This window comes from Pseudomonas sp. RIT-PI-AD, assembly GCF_025642785.1.
Lineage (GTDB): Bacteria > Pseudomonadota > Gammaproteobacteria > Pseudomonadales > Pseudomonadaceae > Pseudomonas_T.
Genome location: NZ_JANZKU010000017.1, coordinates 46,694 through 63,530, shown reverse-complemented (window position 1 = coordinate 63,530; position 16,837 = coordinate 46,694). Strand labels below are relative to the sequence as shown.

The 16,837-nt window shown below is 68.8% G+C and carries 13 protein-coding genes; 1 reads left to right on the top strand and 12 read right to left on the bottom strand.

What is annotated here, in order from left to right:
- Positions 1–51: 51 nt before the first annotated feature.
- From OGL92_RS15300 to OGL92_RS15265, 8 genes are all read right to left on the bottom strand, one after another.
- On the bottom strand, positions 52–1,224 hold the full coding sequence (locus OGL92_RS15300) for a CoA transferase (RefSeq protein WP_263144945.1): 1,173 nt from the start codon (positions 1,222–1,224) through the stop codon (positions 52–54).
- Between the two features lie 324 nt (positions 1,225–1,548).
- Positions 1,549–2,427, bottom strand: coding sequence for an EamA family transporter (locus tag OGL92_RS15295; RefSeq protein ID WP_263144943.1), 879 nt, complete (start codon positions 2,425–2,427; stop codon positions 1,549–1,551).
- A gap of 141 nt (positions 2,428–2,568) precedes the next feature.
- Positions 2,569–4,326, bottom strand: a complete 1,758-nt coding sequence (locus OGL92_RS15290) for a GMC family oxidoreductase N-terminal domain-containing protein (RefSeq protein ID WP_263144942.1) — start codon at positions 4,324–4,326, stop codon at positions 2,569–2,571.
- Between the two features lie 38 nt (positions 4,327–4,364).
- Positions 4,365–5,858 (bottom strand): aldehyde dehydrogenase family protein, encoded by a 1,494-nt coding sequence (locus tag OGL92_RS15285; RefSeq protein WP_263144941.1) that lies wholly within the window; start codon positions 5,856–5,858, stop codon positions 4,365–4,367.
- Between the two features lie 91 nt (positions 5,859–5,949).
- Positions 5,950–7,200 carry an FAD-dependent oxidoreductase gene (locus OGL92_RS15280; protein WP_263144938.1) on the bottom strand — a complete coding sequence of 417 codons (1,251 nt, stop codon included), beginning with the start codon at positions 7,198–7,200 and terminating at the stop codon, positions 5,950–5,952.
- Positions 7,201–7,245: 45 nt separating this feature from the next.
- The gene (locus OGL92_RS15275) at positions 7,246–8,679 is read right to left on the bottom strand and encodes a cytochrome P450 (protein ID WP_263144936.1); all 1,434 of its coding nucleotides are present in this window, start codon (positions 8,677–8,679) and stop codon (positions 7,246–7,248) included.
- Positions 8,680–8,740: 61 nt separating this feature from the next.
- Entirely contained in the window at positions 8,741–9,826 is a 1,086-nt protein-coding gene (locus OGL92_RS15270) for a zinc-binding dehydrogenase (protein ID WP_263144934.1), read from the bottom strand.
- On the bottom strand, positions 9,826–11,025 hold the full coding sequence (locus tag OGL92_RS15265) for a CoA transferase (protein WP_263144932.1): 1,200 nt from the start codon (positions 11,023–11,025) through the stop codon (positions 9,826–9,828). Before OGL92_RS15265 ends, OGL92_RS15270 begins: the two co-directional genes overlap by 1 nt.
- Before the next feature lie 256 nt (positions 11,026–11,281).
- Here OGL92_RS15265 and OGL92_RS15260 point away from each other — a divergent pair, with 256 nt between their 5' ends.
- Positions 11,282–12,049 carry an FCD domain-containing protein gene (locus tag OGL92_RS15260; protein ID WP_263144930.1) on the top strand — a complete coding sequence of 256 codons (768 nt, stop codon included), beginning with the start codon at positions 11,282–11,284 and terminating at the stop codon, positions 12,047–12,049.
- A gap of 177 nt (positions 12,050–12,226) precedes the next feature.
- Here OGL92_RS15260 and OGL92_RS15255 read toward each other — a convergent pair whose 3' ends face one another.
- The 4 genes from OGL92_RS15255 to OGL92_RS15240 all read right to left on the bottom strand — a co-directional run bounded on the left by OGL92_RS15255 (position 12,227) and on the right by OGL92_RS15240 (position 16,833).
- Complete coding sequence (locus tag OGL92_RS15255) at positions 12,227–13,849, bottom strand: FAD-dependent oxidoreductase (protein ID WP_263144928.1); 1,623 nt, start codon at positions 13,847–13,849, stop codon at positions 12,227–12,229.
- A 91-nt stretch (positions 13,850–13,940) separates the two neighbouring features.
- Positions 13,941–15,083 carry an acyl-CoA dehydrogenase family protein gene (locus OGL92_RS15250; protein WP_263144925.1) on the bottom strand — a complete coding sequence of 381 codons (1,143 nt, stop codon included), beginning with the start codon at positions 15,081–15,083 and terminating at the stop codon, positions 13,941–13,943.
- A 28-nt stretch (positions 15,084–15,111) separates the two neighbouring features.
- Positions 15,112–15,906, bottom strand: coding sequence for an SDR family oxidoreductase (locus OGL92_RS15245; RefSeq protein ID WP_263144922.1), 795 nt, complete (start codon positions 15,904–15,906; stop codon positions 15,112–15,114).
- 30 nt (positions 15,907–15,936) lie between these two features.
- On the bottom strand, positions 15,937–16,833 hold the full coding sequence (locus OGL92_RS15240) for an enoyl-CoA hydratase/isomerase family protein (protein WP_263144919.1): 897 nt from the start codon (positions 16,831–16,833) through the stop codon (positions 15,937–15,939).
- Between the last annotated feature and the right edge of the window lie 4 nt (positions 16,834–16,837).

Here is a 16,837-nt window from a genome sequence, read left to right as displayed (position 1 = left end):
CCTCGTGGAACGCGTCTCGACGGGCGCGCCCCGTGGGTCGGTCGGTGGGGATCAGGAATGCGCCGGTTTCGGCGTCGCCGCGGCGATGCCGAACTCGGCCAGCACCTCGGCCGTGTGCTGGCCCAGCACCGGCGGCGCCAGGCGGGTCGACGGCGGGTTTTCCGAGAGCCGGATGGGATTGGTGATCAGCTTGAAGACGCCGGCCACCGGGTGGTCCACCTCCACCACCAGGTCGCGCTGCACCCGCGGGTCCTCGAAGACTTCGGGGAAGGTCAGCACCGGCGAATACATCACCCCGGCAGCCAGCAGCTTCGCGTCCCAGTAGGCCATGGGCTTTTTGGCGAAGGCCGCGGCGACGCCGCTGTCCACCAGTTCGCGATGGGCCAGGCGGCCGTCCTTGCTGGCGAAGCGCGGATCGCCGGCCAGTTCCGGGGCTTCCAGCGCGGCGGTCAGCGCCTGCCAGAACTTGTCGGTGTGGGCGATGATCATGATGTGCCGGTCGTCGGCGGTGCGGTATGTGTTGTAGGGCACGATCTGCCAGTGGGCGTTGCCGATCCGCCCGGGGGTCTCGCCGGTGGCGAAGTAGTAGGCGTCGCGCGGGATCATGCTGAAGATGGTGGCGTCGAGCATCGACAGGTCGACCCGCTGGCCGCGGCCGCTCTTGTTGCGCGCCTGCAGGGCGGCGAGCACGCCGATGGTCGAGAGCAACGGGGTGATCAGGTCCGAATAGGGCATGCCGGTCTTCAGCGGCCCGGTGGCTTCGTCGCCGGTGAGCTGCATGATCCCGGACATCGCCTGCACCACCGGGTCCATGCCCGGGCGCTTGCTGTCCGGCCCGACGCGGCCGAAGGCCGAGGTGGAGCAGTAGATCATCCGCGGGTTGAGCGGCTTGAGGGTGTCGTAGTCGATGCCCAGCTTCTCGGCGACCCCGGGGCGGAAGTTCTCCACCACGATGTCCACCTGGGCCGCCAGCTCATGGGCGGTGGCCTGGCCTTCCGGCGTGGTCAGGTCGATCACCACGCTGCGCTTGTTGCGGTTCAGGGTCAGGAAGTAGACCGCATCGTCACCGAGGAAGGTTTCGCCGGTCTTGCGCATGGTGTCGCCTTCCGGCGGCTCGACCTTGATCACGTCCGCGCCGAAGTCGGCCAGCAACATGGTGCCGAACGGGCCGTTCATCATCTGCGTGAAATCCAGGACACGCAGTCCCTCCAGTGCTCCCGCCATAGCGATTATCTCCTGCAAGTTGCCGAGGCTTTCTTCGCGCCTCAATCAATGGCCCATTGGATGAACCTTTGACAAAAGCATCGGTGTTCGGACTGGTCTTGTCAACACGCTCCGCGGCAAAACTTCCGGGCGCGTCCCCGGCCAATGTCGCGCGCGGGCCCGCGGCGCCCGTGGCAGAGCGGTGGCGCGGGAAGCGCCGGCATGGCAGGAAGACGGCCGGAAACGCCAAGCGAGGCGGGAATCGGCGGAAAGGCGCGGTTCACGGACGCTGCACGCGCGTCCCGGAGCGGCCGCGCATTCGCCACGGGAACTGCCGGGGAATCCCTAGCGCTTGCGCCACGGACGGTGCCCGCGGCGTGGCCAGTGGATTTCGCAGAGCCCCACCCCGGCCACGGTGAGGAAACCGCCGAGCAGCAGCGCGGCGCTCAGCGGAGTGCCGAGGATGGGGATCGCGAGGAACACCGCGATCACCGGCGGCAGCAGCGCGAAGGGCACGATCTGGCTGACCGGGTTGTCGTTCAGCAGGCGGTACCAGAGCGTGTAGCCGAGGATGCCGGCCCCCACCACGATGTAGGCGACCGCGCCCCAATCCGCCCAGCCGGCCTGGCGCAGGCTCTGCCATTGGCCCTGTTCCAGGACGTAGGACATGGCGAACAGCTGCGGCGCGGCGAACAGCGCCATCCAGGCGGTGAGCATGTAGGGATCGAAGGGGCCGAAATGCTTGATCACGCCGTTCGCCAGCGCCCAGCACAGCGCGCCGAAGACGATCAGGCAGATGCCCAGGGGGTCGCTCGCCCCGCTCGGCGCGCCGGCCAGCAGGGCCACGCCGGTGAAGGCCAGGGCGATGCCGCCGATCTGGCGCAGGCCCAGGCGCTCCTTGAACCAGAACGCGGCGAGCAGCGCGCTGAAGGGCACGCTGAGCTGCGACATGATCGCCCCGGTCGCCGCCTCGACCCGCGCCAACCCGGTGAACATGGGGCCGAAGTGCAGGCTGCCGAGGGTGAAGGACACCGCCAGGATGCCCGGCATCCTGGCCCGGCTGGGGACCTTGACGAAGGGCAGCATCAGGATCGCCACGCAGGCGAAGCGCATGGCCGCGATGAAGATCGGCGGAAACGCCTGGCTGGCGAATTTCAGGGCGATGAAATTCCCGCCCCAGAGCAAGGCGACCGCCAGGGCGAGCAGAACCGAACGGGGTTGCATGGCGGTTTCGCTCCTTGAGCGGCATACCGCCACCGACGCCCGGTCCACGCGCCGGCGCCCATGCCGGCGCAATGAAGGTGACCGCCCGGCGGAAGCCGGGCGGGCGTTGCACGAAGGGGGTTCGCTCGAACCCGGTGGCGGCTACTCCTGGACCAGGCTGGGCTCGCGCTGCGGGTCGGCGACCGCGGCCCGCTCCGGCGCCGGGTCGCCGGCGAGGATCAGGTCGGCGATGCGCTCGGCGGCCATCATGGTCGGGAAATTGATGTTGCCGCTGGGCAGCGCCGGGAAGATCGAGGCGTCGACCACCCGCAAGCCGCGGGTGCCGCGGACCCGCCCGGCGGCATCGGTCACCGCGCTGGGGTCGTCGTCCGCGCCCATCCGGCAGGTGCAGCCGGGGTGCCAGACCCCCACGCAGGCGCCGCGGATGAATTCGCGCAGCAGGTTTTCGTCGGCGAGCACCGCCGCCAGGGTCGGGCCGCCGGCCACCAGCTTGCGCATCAGCAGCTTGCGCAAGGGCGCGGGGCCGTCCAGCAGGGCCGCGAGCACGTCGGTGAGGATGCGGTTGCGCGTGCTGAGCATGCCCACCTGGCGCACCTTCTCGCTGTAGCTGGCGGGAAAGGGTTCCGAGGTCGCCTCGCGCATGGCCGCGCTGGCCTGCAGGGCGGCCATGCGGTGGAAGCCATCCACCAGGCGATCGAGGTCGCGCGGGTCGGACAGCAGGTTCAGCTCCACCCGCGGCGGCACGCGCCAGTCGGTGGAGGCCAGGCGCACCTGGCCGCTGTCCGAATAGGGTTTGTTCACGTACATCAACAGGGTGCCGACGCAACGACCCACAGCGTGCCAGGAGGTCTTGGTCACCGCGGCGACGAACATGTCGCCCGGCGGCGCGCCGCACATGCCCGAGGAATAGCGCCAGCCGAGCATGATGTGCCGGCGGGTCAGGTCGTTGACCCGCGCCGCCTTGCGGATATAGGACGCCAGGGCGATGGACGGGTGCTCCATCAGGTGCTGGCCGACTCCCGGCACGTCCGCCACCACCTCGACGCCCCACTCGCGCAGGTGTTCGGCCGGGCCGACCCCGGAGCGCATGAGCAAGGCCGGGGAATGGATCGCCCCGGCGCTGAGGATCACCTCGCGGGCGCCGATCCGGCGCATCTCGCCGGCGAACTCCACCTCGACGCCGGTGCAGCGGTTGCCCTCGAAAAGCACCCGGCTCACCTGGGCGCCGGACCAGATCGTCAGGTTGGCGCGTTGGCGGGTGGCGCTGTCCAGGTAGGCCATGGCCGCCGATACCCGGCGTTCGTCCTGGTTGGAAATGGCGATGGGAAAATAGCCGTCCTCGAACACGCCGTTCTGGTCCGGCAGGTAGCGGTAGCCGGCCTCGTCCAGGGCGCGGGCTACGGCCTTCGGATGGCCGGGCCAGGCCTCGGGGAAGATTCGCCGGACCGGGATCCGCCCGGCGTCGCCGTGCAGGGGGCCGTCGAAATCCAGGTCGCGCTCGACCTTGCGGAAATACGGCAGCACCGACGCCCAGTCCCAGCCATGGGCGCCGCGGGCGGCCCACTCGTCGTAGTCGGAAGGCCCACCCCGGTTGAAGAACTGCCCGTTGATCGCGGAACCGCCCCCCATCACCCGCCCCTGCTCGTACTTGCGCAGCGGCGGCTTGAACGCCTCGCGAACGGCCTGGGTGGTGACCTGCAGGCCCGTCCAGAGAAAGCGCGGGTCGAGGTAGGCGGTGCCGGGATAGCTGTCCAGGATGGCCGCCGGCACCTGCCCTTCAGGCGTATCGACGCCGGCCTCGCAGAGCAGCACGCGGGTAGTGGCATCGCTGGACAGGCGGTGGGCGAGCACCGAGCCCGCCGAACCGCCGCCGACGATGATGTAGTCGTAATCGCTCATGACGCATTGTCCTCGACCGGCACGGGCACGCCCGCCGGTCAGCCCAGGTTGATGGCGACGCTTTTCAGCTCGGAATAGATGTCCAGCGCCTCGCGGCCCCGTTCGCGGCCCCAGCCCGACTGCTTGAAGCCGCCGAACGGCAGCGCCGGGTCGTTGACCATGTGCGCGTTGACCGAGACGGAACCGGCGCGGATGCGCTTGGCGAGCTTGTGCGCCATGCCGAAGTCGCGGGTCCAGATGCCGGCGAACAGGCCGTAGTCGCTGTCGTTGGCCAGGCCGGCGAGGCGCTCCAGGTCATCGTCGTCGAAGGGCATGGCGCAGAGCACCGGGCCGAAGATTTCCTCGCGCACCACGCTCATTTCGGCACGGGTGTCGGCGAGCACCGTCGGCGCGACGAAGAAACCGTCGCCGCCGTCGAGCCGGCGCTGGCTGACCAGGGTCGCGCCGTCGCTGCACCCCTTCTCGATGTAGCCCCGGACCCGCTCCATCTGCACCCGCGAGATCAACGGGCCGAGGTCGACGCCCTCCTCCATGCCGTGCCCCAGGCGCAGGCGATCGCCGTAGGCGGCGAGATCCGCCACCACCCGTTCGTAGACACGCGCGTGCACGTACAGCCGCGAGCCGGCCGAGCAGACCTGGCCACTGTTGAAGAAGATCGCGTTGGCGGCGCCGGGAACGGCGGCCTCGAGGTCGGCGTCGGGGAAGATGAACACCGGCGACTTGCCGCCCAGCTCCAGGGTGACCTTCTTCAAATTGCCCAGGGCCGCCTGGACGATGCGCTTGCCGGTCTGGGTGGAACCGGTGAACGCCACCTTGTCGACCTTGGGATGGGCGGCCAGCGCGGCGCCGGCCTCGGCGCCGAAGCCGGTGACGATGTTCACCACCCCGGCGGGAAACCCCGCCTCGAGGATCAGCTCGCCCAGGCGCAGGGCGTTCAGCGGGGTCTGCTCGGCCGGTTTGAGCACGATGGTGCAACCGGCGGCCAGAGCCGGCGCGAGCTTCCAGATGGCCATGGACAGCGGGAAATTCCACGGGATGATCTGCCCGACCACGCCCACCGCCTCGCGCACCGTGTAGGCGTGCCATTCGCCGGGCATCGACAGCGGCACCGCCTCGCCGTTGAACTTGGTCGCCCAGCCGGCCATGTAGCGCACCATGTCGGCGGTGCCGAGGATGCCGCGACGGGCCACCGCCAGCGGCTTGCCGTTGTCCATCACCTCCAGCTGCGCCAGTTCGTCGCCGTGCCGTTCGATCAGGTCGGCGAGGCGCAACAGCAGGCGCGAGCGGTCGGCGGGCTTCAGCTTCGGCCAGTCGCCGCCGTCGAAGGCGCGGCGCGCCGCGTCCACCGCCAGGTCGATGTCCCGGGCGACGCCTTCGGCGACCCGCGCGATGATCCGTCCGGTGCCGGGGTCCTCGACCTCGAACAGGCGTCCGGAACTGGCCGCGACCCAGCGGCCGTCGATCAGCAGTCGGTGTTCGCGCCGGATGAAGTCGGCGGCGGCGGCGTCGAGCCGCGGATGGAGCGTGGACATCTGAAGTCTTCCTGTCTGGAGGCGACGCCGGCGCGCGAACGCGCGGGGTCGCCGAGGGATCGGAATCCGCCGGGAAGGCGGCCTGTGCCCGTCATGCCGTGGGCGAAACGGCCGGTGCCGCCGGCAGCAGGGTCTTGAGGTCGAACGCCTGGTTGCGTACGTGGGCCGGCGTGACCCGCGCACCGCTGCTCAGCAGCCGGCGCGCGGCCATGTGGTCGCTGGGCCGCGCCACCGACTCCACCGCGACCAGTTCGCCCTCGCGGAAACGGTAGGCGGAGAAGCTGTGCGCCTCCACGTCGCCGCGCAGCACCACTTCGTCGGCCCCGGTGGAGAGCCCGGCGATCTGCAGCTTGAGGCCGCCCTGGTCGCTCCAGAACCAGGGCACCGCGTCGTAGGCCGCGGGTTGCCCGACCAGCCGTTTCGCCAGGCAACGCGCCTGGTCCATGGCGTTCTGCACCGACTCGATGCGGCACAGGCCGGGCGCGAAGCGCGAGGCGAAGGCGGCGCAATCGCCGATCGCGGAGATGTCCGGGTCCGCGGTGCCCAGGTAGGCATCGACGACGATGCCGTTATCGATGGGCAAGCCGGCCTGCTCGGCCAGCTCGACATTGGGCAGGACGCCGATGCTGACCACCGCCAGATCGACTTCGAGGCGCTGGCCGTCGGACAGCTCCACGGCCAGGCGGCCCTCCGTCAGGGGCGTCAGCGCGCCCAGGGTGGTGCTCAGGTGGAAGCGCACGCCGAGGGCTTCCTGATGGCGACGGAAAGCGTCGCCGACGACCGCGCAGACCGCGCGGCCCATCAGCCCCGGGCCGGCCTCCACTACGTTCACCCGCGCGCCCTTCTTGGCCGCCACGGCGGCGAATTCCAGGCCGAGGAAGCCGGCACCGATCACCAGGATGTCCTGCGCCGCCGCCAGCCGCTCGCGAATCCCCCGCGCATCGTCCAGGCCACGCAGGTCCAGCACCGCCGGCTGGGCCAGGCCCAGGGCCGGCAGGCGGCGGTTGCGCGCCCCGGTGGCCAGCACCAGGTGGGCATAGCCCAGGCGCTCGCCGTCGGCGGTCTCGACGAGGTGCGCGGCGCGGTCGATGCGCACCACCGGCGCGCCCATGTGCAGCTCGATGCCGCGCCGGGCGTAGTAGTCCAGGGTCTGGAAGCTCAGGCCCTCGGCTTCCACCTCGCCGTTCATGTAGGCCTTGGACAGCGGCGGCCGCTGGTACGGCAGGTGCGCCTCGTCGCCGATCAGCCGGATACGGCCGACGTAGCCTTCGTCGCGCAGGAAGCCGGCGAGCTGGAACGCCGCCTGGCCGCTGCCGACGATGGTGATGCCTTCATTGGTCATGACTCACTCCCGCCACCGGGGTCGCGGACCCCGGTCGGCACACCGTTACTTGTCGATGTGGATGCACAGCGCCGGGCACAGCCGCGCCGCTTCGCGCACGGCCTCGTGCTCTTCCGGCGGCGGGTTCTCGTCCAGCACGATGACCAGGCCGTCGTCCTCGTTCTGGGCGAAGACCTTGGGCGCGGCCATTACGCACAGCCCGCCGCCGACGCAGCGCGAGTAGTCCACCGAGAAGAACTTCTTCGGAGTCTTCGACGCCCACTTCAGCGGCAGCGACTTGATGCCGTAGACGAAGGCGTCGTGGTTGAAGCGCAGCGACTCCACCGGCACCGCCAGTTCCAGGGTGGGGAAGCGCTGGAACAGCGAGGTGAACACGATCTGCAATTCGAGCCGCGCCAGTTGCTGGCCCAGGCACTGGTGCGGGCCGTAGCTGAAGGCCACGTGGTGGCGCGCTTCGCGATGGATGTCGAAGGCGTCAGGGTTGGGGAATTGCTCGGGGTCGCGGTTGGCCGCGCTGATCATCGCCATCACGCCCTCGCCCTTGCGGATCAGTTGCCCGCCCACCTCGACGTCCTCCAGGGCCACCCGCGGGCCGTTGTAGTGGACGATGGTGTGGAAGCGCAGCATTTCCTCGACGGCGTTCTTCACCAGCGAGGGATCGGCGATCAACTCGTCTTTCTGCCGGGGGTTCATCAGCAGCGACAGGGTTCCCAGGGCGATCATGTTGGCGGTGGTCTCGTGGCCGCCCATCAGCAGCAGCTCGATGGTCGCCAGGGCTTCCTCGCGGCTCAGGTGGCCGGGCACCACCTGGTTGTTGATCAGCCGGCTGATCAAGTCGTCGCGATTGCCCGGGCTGCTCATCTTCTCCTCGATCAGCTTGTCCAGGTAGGCACGCATTTCCTCGCCGGCTCTGAGCGGGACCTCCGGGTCGGCGGTGAGGTCGAGCTTGGCCTGGGCGCGCTCCTGGAAGAAGTCGCGGTCCTCGTAGGGCACGCCGAGCAGGTTGGCGATCACCGTGGTGGGCAGCGCCAGGGCGAATTCCTCGGCGAAATCCACCGGGTTCTCGCTGCAATCCAGCGACTCCAGGTGATCGAGCAACTCGTCGACGGTCTTCTGCACGAAGGGCCGCATGGCCTCGACCTGGGTCAGCATGAATTCCTTGGTCAGCATCCGCCGGTGCTTGGTGTGCTCCGGGGGGTCGAGGCGGATCAGGGTCTTGGGTTTTTCGTTCATCAACAGCGCGGCGCGTGCGGGGGCGATGAACGGGTAGCCGGGCGTCGAGGCATCGGTGGAGAAGCGGTTGTCGCCGAGCACCGCCTTGACATCGTCGTAGCGGGTCATCAGCCAGGCCTGCGAGCCATCCGGCATGGTCACCTTGGAAATCGGGGCTTCCTCACGAATCTGCGCGTACTCCGGCGGCGGGGAGAACGGGCAGCGCTTCATGGGAAAGGACGGAGCTCTGGAATCGTTGCTGCTCATGGTTGTCACCTTTTATTGTTATTGGCATCTCGCTGATACGTAACGCGGTTCCGGGGGTGCGTCAGAAGCCGATGACCGTGCGCGTCGCCGCGCCGCTCGCCAGCCAGGCGAACCCGTCGTTGATCCGCTCCAGTCCGATGCGGTGCGAAATCAACGAATCCAGGGATATTCGGCCTTCCATGAACAGATCCACCAGGCCGGGGAGCTGGGTTCGGGTCTTGGTGTTGCCCAGGTACGAACCGAGCAGCCGACGGCCTTCCAGCAGCGCGCGCGGGCGCAAGGCGATCTCCTGTGCGCCGGGCAACACGCCGATCATCACCGTGGTGCCCCAGCCGGGCCGGGTGCATTCCACCGCATCGCGCAGGGTGCGGGGCTGGCCCACGCACTCGAAGCTGTAGTCGGCGCCGCCGCCGGTCAACTCGCGCAAGTGACCGAGCAGGTCGTCCACCCCGTGCGGATTGACGAAATGTTGCGCGCCGGCGCGCCTGACCAAGCTTTCCTTGGCCGGATTGGTATCCACCCCGATGATCTGCCGGGCGCCGGCCAGCCGCGCGCCCTCGACCACGTTCAGGCCGATCCCGCCCAAACCGAACACTACCACGCTACTGCCGGGTTCCACGCGTGCCGTGTACAGCGCCGCGCCCAGGCCGGTGGCGCCGGCGCATCCCAGGCAGCAGACCACGTCGAGCGGCGCATCGGGGCGGATCTTCGCGACGCGGGTCTCGCGCACCACGATGGCTTCGGCGAAGGTGCCGAGCTCGCAGAAGCCCTTGGCGGAACGCCCGTCGAAACGGAACGGCCGCTCCGGCCAGGCCTGGAAATATTCGTCGCACAGATTGGTCTTCAGGCTCAGGCAGGCCGGGCAGGCGCCGCATTCGGGCACGCCCACCGGGATCACGTGATCGCCCGGTTTCACGCCGGTCACCTCGCGGCCGCATTCCAGCACCACCCCGGCGCCTTCGTGACCGAGCACGATCGGGTACTCGACGCCGCTGCGCTCGCCATTGATGAAGCTCATGTCCGAATGGCAGATACCCGCCGCCTTCATCTGGATGAGCACATCCCGCGGGCCCGGTGGCGCCAGTTCGACGGTCTCCACCGAGACCTGGCCGTGCTGGCCGTAGGCGATCGCCGCGCGCACCTTCATCAGGCCGCTCCCGCCGGGCCGGCGGCCGGCTCGATCTCGCCGTCGTGCTCGCCGATGGCCGGCGGCCCCGAGCGCGGCAGCATCTGCCGGCCATCGAACTCGGCCGGATACTTGGCGGCGCGGATCGGCCCGACCGGCGACATCACCTGGTTGAAGATACGGTTGTTGGCGACCTGCGGGTCGTCGAGGAACTGGTCGAAATCGAACACCGGGGCCGCCGGCACGTCCAGTTCGGCGAAACGTTGCAGCCAGAAGGCCGAGGTTTTCTGCGCCACCACCTCGCCGACGCGGCGAAAGAACTCCTCGGCCATCAGCACCGGGTCGGGCATCTTCTTGAAGTCGTCCTTCCATTCGGGCCGTTCGATGGCGTTCAGGGTCTTCGACATCTGCGCGCCGTTGGCCGGGGAAATCACCACGTGGCCGTCGGCGGTCTGCAACACCTGGGACTGCGGCGGCTTCCAGCCGCTGGTGTCGCCGTCGAAGGTGCGGTGCTGGAACATGTCGGGGAAGTTGAAATAACCCATCACGTCGAGCATCGGCAGCTTGACGTGGCTGCCGCGCCCGTTCCTTTCACGGGCGTACAGCGCGGCCAGCACCGCCTGCGCGCCGAAGGCGCCGGTGACCTTGTCGACCATGTTGAAGGGGGTCACCGCCGGGCTGCCGTTGCGACCCTCGGCATTGACGATGCCGGTGCGGCCCTGGATCAGCGAGTCGAAGGCCGGCGCCGCGGCCAGCGGCCCGGTGTCGCCGAAGCCGGTGATCGACAGGCGGATCAGCCGCGGGTTGAGCGCGCTCAACACCTCCTGGCCGAGTCCCAGGGAAGCGGCGACCCGCGGCCGCCAGTTCTCCACCAGGATGTCCGCGCGGGCCAGCAGGCGCTTGATCCGGGCCACGCCCTCGGGGGTCTTGAGGTCGATGACGATGCTGCGCTTGCTGCGGTTGGCGTTGGTCCAGGAGGCGCCGAAGCCGCCACGGGCGTGGCCGAACTTGCGGAAACCGTCGCCGCCCGGCGGCTCGACCTTGATCACCTCGGCGCCCAGATCGGCGAGCATCAGCGAGGCGAAGGGGCCGGTGAGGAAGCTCGAGGTCTCCACCACGACGATGCCGTCGAGGGGACGCTCCGCCTCGTGCTCGCGATCCGGCCGGTTCGCGGGGGAATTCCCGACGGTGGTCGCCCTATCCGCTGCTGAACTATCCATACCTCTCCCCTGATATGCCGGTGATCCCGAAGGATCGTTGCTCTTTGGTACATTGGATGAACCTTTGGAAAAAGACTGCGCCCGGGAATCGGCTTTGTCAACACCGCGTCTATCCATTGGGGTCGCTCCTGCAGCGGGACCACGCCCGCCCGCGCGGCGCGCGGCAGGCGCCCGAGACCCTTGACGTCGAATTTCAATGGATAAACCAATTCACGTATACTGCCGGCTGGAGTACCAGCCCGTACAGGAAGAAATCGTGGATAAGAACGCGCTACGCCCCCGCCCCGCCTACGTACCCGTGCAGACCCGCCGAGCCTTCGAAGAGGTCGCGGAACAGATCCGCGACCAGCTCAGCAATGGCTTGTTGAAACCCGGCGACCGCCTGCCGCCGGAGCGCGAGATGGCCGAGCAGTTCAACCTCAGCCGCAACACCGTGCGCGAAGCCCTGAGGGCTCTGGAAATGTCCGGCCTGCTGGAATTCCGCAAGGGCGCCACCGGCGGCGCCTTCGTCCGCGAAGGCCAGAGCGACGCGGTGGTGTCGGGCTTCTCCGACCTCTACCGCCTCGGCGTCATCCAGCCGGCGGACCTCATCGAGGCGCGGATGATCGTCGGCGTGGAGGTCACCCGCCTGGCTTGCGCCCGCGCCAGCGAGGCGGATTTCGTCGAACTGGAGGCGAACCTGGATGCCAGCGAAAAGGCGGCGCAGCAGGGAAACGCCGAGGAACGCCTGAAGATCAACCTGAATTTCCACGTGATCCTGGCCCGAGCCGCGAACAACCCGGTCCTGCTGATCCTGGTGGACGCCCTGATGGACATCCACCGCAAGCTGCTCCAGACCATGGTGCCGGCGACCAATGCCAAGGTCATCGCCTCGCGCCGCAAGCTGCTGGGCTACCTGCGCGCCCGCGACGAGGAAAAGGCCGCCGCCGAGATGAAAAGGCACCTCACCGCCCTCGGTCGTCACTACATGACCCAGTACGAAGAACGGGCGAAGCCGGCGGAAGGCGCCGAAGACGACGCCTGAGGCCGCGCTCGGCCCGTGCGCGCGAGCACGGGCCGGAAAAGAGGCGCTGGGGGCAGCGATTCGCGCGGAGGACGCACCTGGCATCGCCCGGGCCAACCCGCCGGAATCGTCCCTAATGAAATGCCAAGGCAGCCGCCCGGGGCCATGTGGCCCCGGACGCTGCGCAGCCGGTGCCGGTCAGGCGTCGTGGCGAATGCCGCACAAGGTATCGAGCAGGCCTTCCACGTCGTCCGGCAAGGCATCGCCCCGCCAGGCCACCTGGCCATCCGGGCGCACCAGGACCAGAGGCCGCTCATAGAGCGCGGCCGCCTCCGGGTTGTCGATACGCTGGGCCTTGAACGGCACGCCCCGGCGCTTCGCCGCCACCTCCAGCGGGCCGGCCTCGGGCGCGGAGGCGCCGAAGCGCAGCAGGACGAATTCGCGGCCGAACAGGTCGATCAGCGACTCGCCCGGGCTCAGCCACACATGCGGCGCCCGCGAACCGGGACGCGCGGTCGGCCGGTAGGTGGACACTTCGTCCGGCGGCTGCGGCGTGCCATCCGGCACGATGATCGGCGACCCCTCGAACATGTAGCCCAGGTGGATGCCGATGGAAAACCACTCGCGCTTCATCTGCTCGGTGTAGGCGTTGCCGAACTCCACCCGCGCGCGATCGCCTTCCGGGCCGTCCTCGAACACCGCCGGCGAGGGCGAGCTGACCCGCGGCGAAAGCATCCGCTTGAGGTTGCCGGTGGCCTCGGCGACGTTGCGCAGCGCCACCGGGCGCATTTCCACCTCGTAGGAATCCAGCAGCGTGCGACCGCCCCAACCCTGCAGGTAGCCGGCGAGTTTCCAGGACAGGTTCACCGCGTCCTGGATGCCGGTGTTCATGCCGAAGCCGCCGGTCGGCGAGGTCATGTGCGCGGCGTCGCCGGCGATGAACACCCGCTGCGTGCCGTAGGACTCGGCCACCAGTTGGCGCCGCACCCAGGGCAGCATCGAGAGGATCTCGAAATCGAAGTCGCGGCCGACCGCGCGGATCACCGCGGCGCGCATGTATTCCTCGGTGTGGGTCAGGCGGTTGTCGTCGCCGACCAGGGAGAAGCGCCACTGGTCGCGGCCATTGATCGCCACCAGGGTCGCCCAGGTGCCTTCCGGGCCGATGAAGATGTAGCGGTAGGCGGGCTTGAGGTTGTGCAGCTTCTCCAGGCCTTCGCAGCGGAACACCACGTTGGTGGTGTAGGTCAGCGCCGGCTCGCCGGTCATCTGGATGCCCAGGGACTGGCGCACCTGGCTGGCGCCGCCGTCGGTGCCGACCAGAAACTGCGCCTCGACGCGGCGTTCCTCGCCGGTCTGCAGGTCGCGCAGCAGGGCGGTCACGCCGTCCGCCTTCTCTTCGAAGGACACCAGTTCGGTCTGGTAGGCCAGGGTCACGCCGGGGAACTGGCTGGCGAAACGCTTGAGCACCGGGTCGAAGAAGTTCTGCGGGCAGCGCTCGCGTTTCTGCGGGCTTTGCGGCGGGCACTTCTCGTCCTTCGGCGAGGGGAAGACCTCGCGGCCGAACTCATGGCCGCTGAGGGTGGTGACCCAGGCGCAGTCCTGCGGGTAGTCGCGGTTGTAGCCGGCGCTCTCGACCCAGGGCACGATGCCCCAGCGCCGGCAGAACTCCATGGTGCGGATGCCCACCATGTCCATCTTCGGCTGCAGGACCGCGCCGTCGGTGCGCTCGATCAGCATGCAGTCCACTCCGCGGAACCCCAGGTCCCCGGCCAGGGCCAGGCCGATAGGGCCCGCCCCGATAATCAACACAGGCGTCTTCATCGTCAGTCTCCCTCGGGCGACGGTCATCGCCGCGCCCGGTTGCTTCTATGCCGCTAAGCGGCTCTTGTCGTTATGGCGGTCGTGTGGCGGTTCAGGACGCGAGCAGGCGGCGGCCGACGATCATCCGGTGGATCTCGTTGGTGCCCTCGATGATCTGGTTGACCTTGGCGTCGCGCATCATCCGTTCCACCGGGAATTCCTTGGAGTAGCCGTAGGCGCCCAGCACCTGCACCGCCTCGGTGGTGACGGTCATGGCCATGTCGGTGACGAAGCACTTGGTCATCGACGACAGCAGGGTCATGCGCGCGTGGTCGCCGGAATCGATTTCCTCGGTGCAGGTGCGCAGCAGGGACCGCGCGGCCTCGATCTGGATGGCCATGTCGGCGAGCTTGAACTGCATGCCCTGGAAGTGCCCCACCGGCTTGCCGAATTGCTGGCGTTCCTGGGCGTAGCGCACCGCCACGTCCAGCGCGCCCTGGGCCAGGCCCAGGGAGGTCGCGGCGATGGTCGGGCGGTTCAGGTCGAGCACCTTCATGCAGGCCTTGAAGCCTTCGCCTTCCTGGCCCAGCAGGCAGTCGGCGGGCACCCGCATGTCCTCGAAGTACAGTTCGTGGCTGGGCGAGCCGTGGCGGCCCATCTTGTGTTCCTGGCGACCGACGCGGAACCCCGGGGTACGGGTGTCCACCATGAAGGCGCTGATGCCGTCGGAGCCGGGCGCATCCGAGGTGCGCGCGAACAGCAGGAGGAAGTGCGCGTTGCCGCCCCAGGTGATCCAGCTCTTCTGGCCGTTGATCACGTAGCTGTCGCCGTCGCGCACCGCGCGGGTGCGCAGCGACGAGACGTCGGAACCGGTCTGCGGCTCGGTGATGCCGATCGCCGACACCAGCCGGCCCTCGGCGGCCAGCGGCAGCCAGCGGTTCTTCTGCTCCTCGGTGCCGTAGTGGAGGATCGGCAGGACGAAGGAGATCGAGTTGTTGCCGCACAGGGTGGCGGCCGCCAGCGAGACCTTGGCGATCTCCTCCTTGGCGATGCACACCGTGGTCAGGTTGCCGCCCGGCCCGCCGTATTCCTCGGGCAACCAGAGTTGCAGCAAGCCCATGTCGCCGAAGATCGGCACCAGTTCTTCCGGGAAACGGTCGCTGCCCTCCATCGACGGGACCAGCGGCGCCACGTCCCGGGCGACCATGCGCCGGATCGAGTCGCGGAGCATTTCGTGTTCTTCGTTGCGGGCCATGTCGCCCCTCCTGCGTTGAATGGGTCGCTCAATAGCTGGGGAAGGACAGGCCGCCGTTGATGCTCAGGGTCGAGCCGGACACCTGGTCGGAGTCGCGGCTGGCCAGGTAGAGGATGTATTCGGCGAGGTCCTCGGCGGTGTTCAGGCGGAACTTGACCCGCTGCTCGGCCTTGGTGAAAGCCTTGACGATCACCTCCTGGGAGCCCTGCTCGCGGGCGGCGAGGAAGCGCTCGTGGGCCGGCGTGCCGGTGGTCAAGGTGGTCGCCACCGCGTTCACCCGGATGCCCAGCCCGGCGAGTTCGGCGGCCAGGGCGCGGGTCAGGAACATGATCGACGCGCCGGCGGCGCCGATCATGGATTCGCTCGGCGTGGGAATGCGCGCCGCGTCGGTGGTCACCAGGATCACCTTGCCGTAGTTCTGCCCGCGCATGTACTTCACCGCCGCGTGCAGGGCGTTGAGCCGCGGCATCAGGCGGCTCTGCAGGCAGGCGATGCCCTCCTCCGGGCTCATGTCGACGAACAGTTGCGGGCGCGGCTCGCGCGGGCCGCCGCTGGCGACCACCACGTCGACCTTGCCGAAGCGCTCCTTGGCGGTCGCCACCGCCTGCTCGATGCCCGCATAGGCGAGCAGGTCGCTCTGCACGAACAGCCGCTCGCCGGAATACTGCGCGCACGCCTCCACCAGGCTGGCGGCCGCCTCTTCGTCACGGCCCTGGATGACCACGTGGGCGCCGCTCATGGCGAGCTTGCGCACGCTTTCCCGGCCGATGCCCTTGGTGCCGCCGAGTACCACGGCAACCGATCCCGTCATGTCTGCAATCATGGATTCATCTCCTCGAAGGTTCGCCCGGGCTCATTCGCTGGCGGCATCGGCCGGCTTGGCGGATGCGCTTTCGTCGTAGTGCTTCTCGCGGGTGTGCGCCGCCTGAGTGGTGCCCTTGTCGCGGCGCTCCTTCATGAAGTTCACCTCGTCCGGCTCGTAGCGGATGTTGGTGCCCAGCGCATGGCCGATGTAGCCGTGGACGAACTGCGAGGTCATGCCCAGGGAGTCCATCGCCAGGTGGGTCGCGGCCTTGCCGATGGCAATGGCGTCGCGCGGCAGGCGGACGATGCGCTCGGCCCATTCCTCGCCGGCGGCGGCGAGTTCTTCCGGCGCCACCGCCTTGTTGATCAGGCCGATGCGCGCGGCTTCCTCGCCGTCCACCACCTCGCCGAGCAGGAGCATCTCGCGGGCCTTGCGCGGGCCCATGGCGAGGATGTTCCAACTGGTCAGGTAGGCCGCGCCGGCCAGGCCCATCTTCTGCTCGGGGTGGCCGATCTTGGCGTCGCGGGCGGCGATGGCCAGGTCGCTGGCCTCGACGATGTACAGCCCGGCGCCGACGCACCAGCCCTGCACCAGGGACAGGGTGGGTTTGACGCAGTAGAAGATCTGGCGGAATTGCTCGACATGGCGCTTATCGAAATGCAGCCGCGCGCGCTGGCTGGGCCGCCGCGCCTTGGGGTCCTTGGAGAACCCGTACTCGGCGCCGCCGACCTGGGCGAGGTCGTGGCCGGTGGAAAAGTCGCGCCCTTCGCTGCGGAAGATGATCACCCGGACGTCGTCGTCGCGTTCGGCGGTGTCGATGTGCTCCATCAGCCGATCGAACATCTCGTAGGTCAGCGCGTTGCGCTTCTCGTCACGACAGAAGGTGATGTAGGCGCGGCCATCGCGGGCCTCGTAACGCACGCGGTCTCGAAGATCGTGTTCCATGTCG

Excerpts from the sequence above, each read along its gene's own strand:
- OGL92_RS15275 (WP_263144936.1), bottom strand. The coding sequence starts at position 8,679 with ATGAGCAGCAACGATTCCAGAGCTCCGTCCTTTCCCATGAAGCGCTGC.
- OGL92_RS15280 (WP_263144938.1), bottom strand. The coding sequence starts at position 7,200 with ATGACCAATGAAGGCATCACCATCGTCGGCAGCGGCCAGGCGGCGTTC.
- OGL92_RS15300 (WP_263144945.1), bottom strand. The coding sequence starts at position 1,224 with ATGGCGGGAGCACTGGAGGGACTGCGTGTCCTGGATTTCACGCAGATG.
- OGL92_RS15295 (WP_263144943.1), bottom strand. The coding sequence starts at position 2,427 with ATGCAACCCCGTTCGGTTCTGCTCGCCCTGGCGGTCGCCTTGCTCTGG.
- OGL92_RS15285 (WP_263144941.1), bottom strand. The coding sequence starts at position 5,858 with ATGTCCACGCTCCATCCGCGGCTCGACGCCGCCGCCGCCGACTTCATC.
- OGL92_RS15250 (WP_263144925.1), bottom strand. The coding sequence starts at position 15,083 with ATGGCCCGCAACGAAGAACACGAAATGCTCCGCGACTCGATCCGGCGC.
- OGL92_RS15265 (WP_263144932.1), bottom strand. The coding sequence starts at position 11,025 with ATGGATAGTTCAGCAGCGGATAGGGCGACCACCGTCGGGAATTCCCCC.
- OGL92_RS15245 (WP_263144922.1), bottom strand. The coding sequence starts at position 15,906 with ATGATTGCAGACATGACGGGATCGGTTGCCGTGGTACTCGGCGGCACC.
- OGL92_RS15255 (WP_263144928.1), bottom strand. The coding sequence starts at position 13,849 with ATGAAGACGCCTGTGTTGATTATCGGGGCGGGCCCTATCGGCCTGGCC.
- OGL92_RS15270 (WP_263144934.1), bottom strand. The coding sequence starts at position 9,826 with ATGAAGGTGCGCGCGGCGATCGCCTACGGCCAGCACGGCCAGGTCTCG.
- OGL92_RS15240 (WP_263144919.1), bottom strand. The coding sequence starts at position 16,833 with ATGGAACACGATCTTCGAGACCGCGTGCGTTACGAGGCCCGCGATGGC.
- OGL92_RS15290 (WP_263144942.1), bottom strand. The coding sequence starts at position 4,326 with ATGAGCGATTACGACTACATCATCGTCGGCGGCGGTTCGGCGGGCTCG.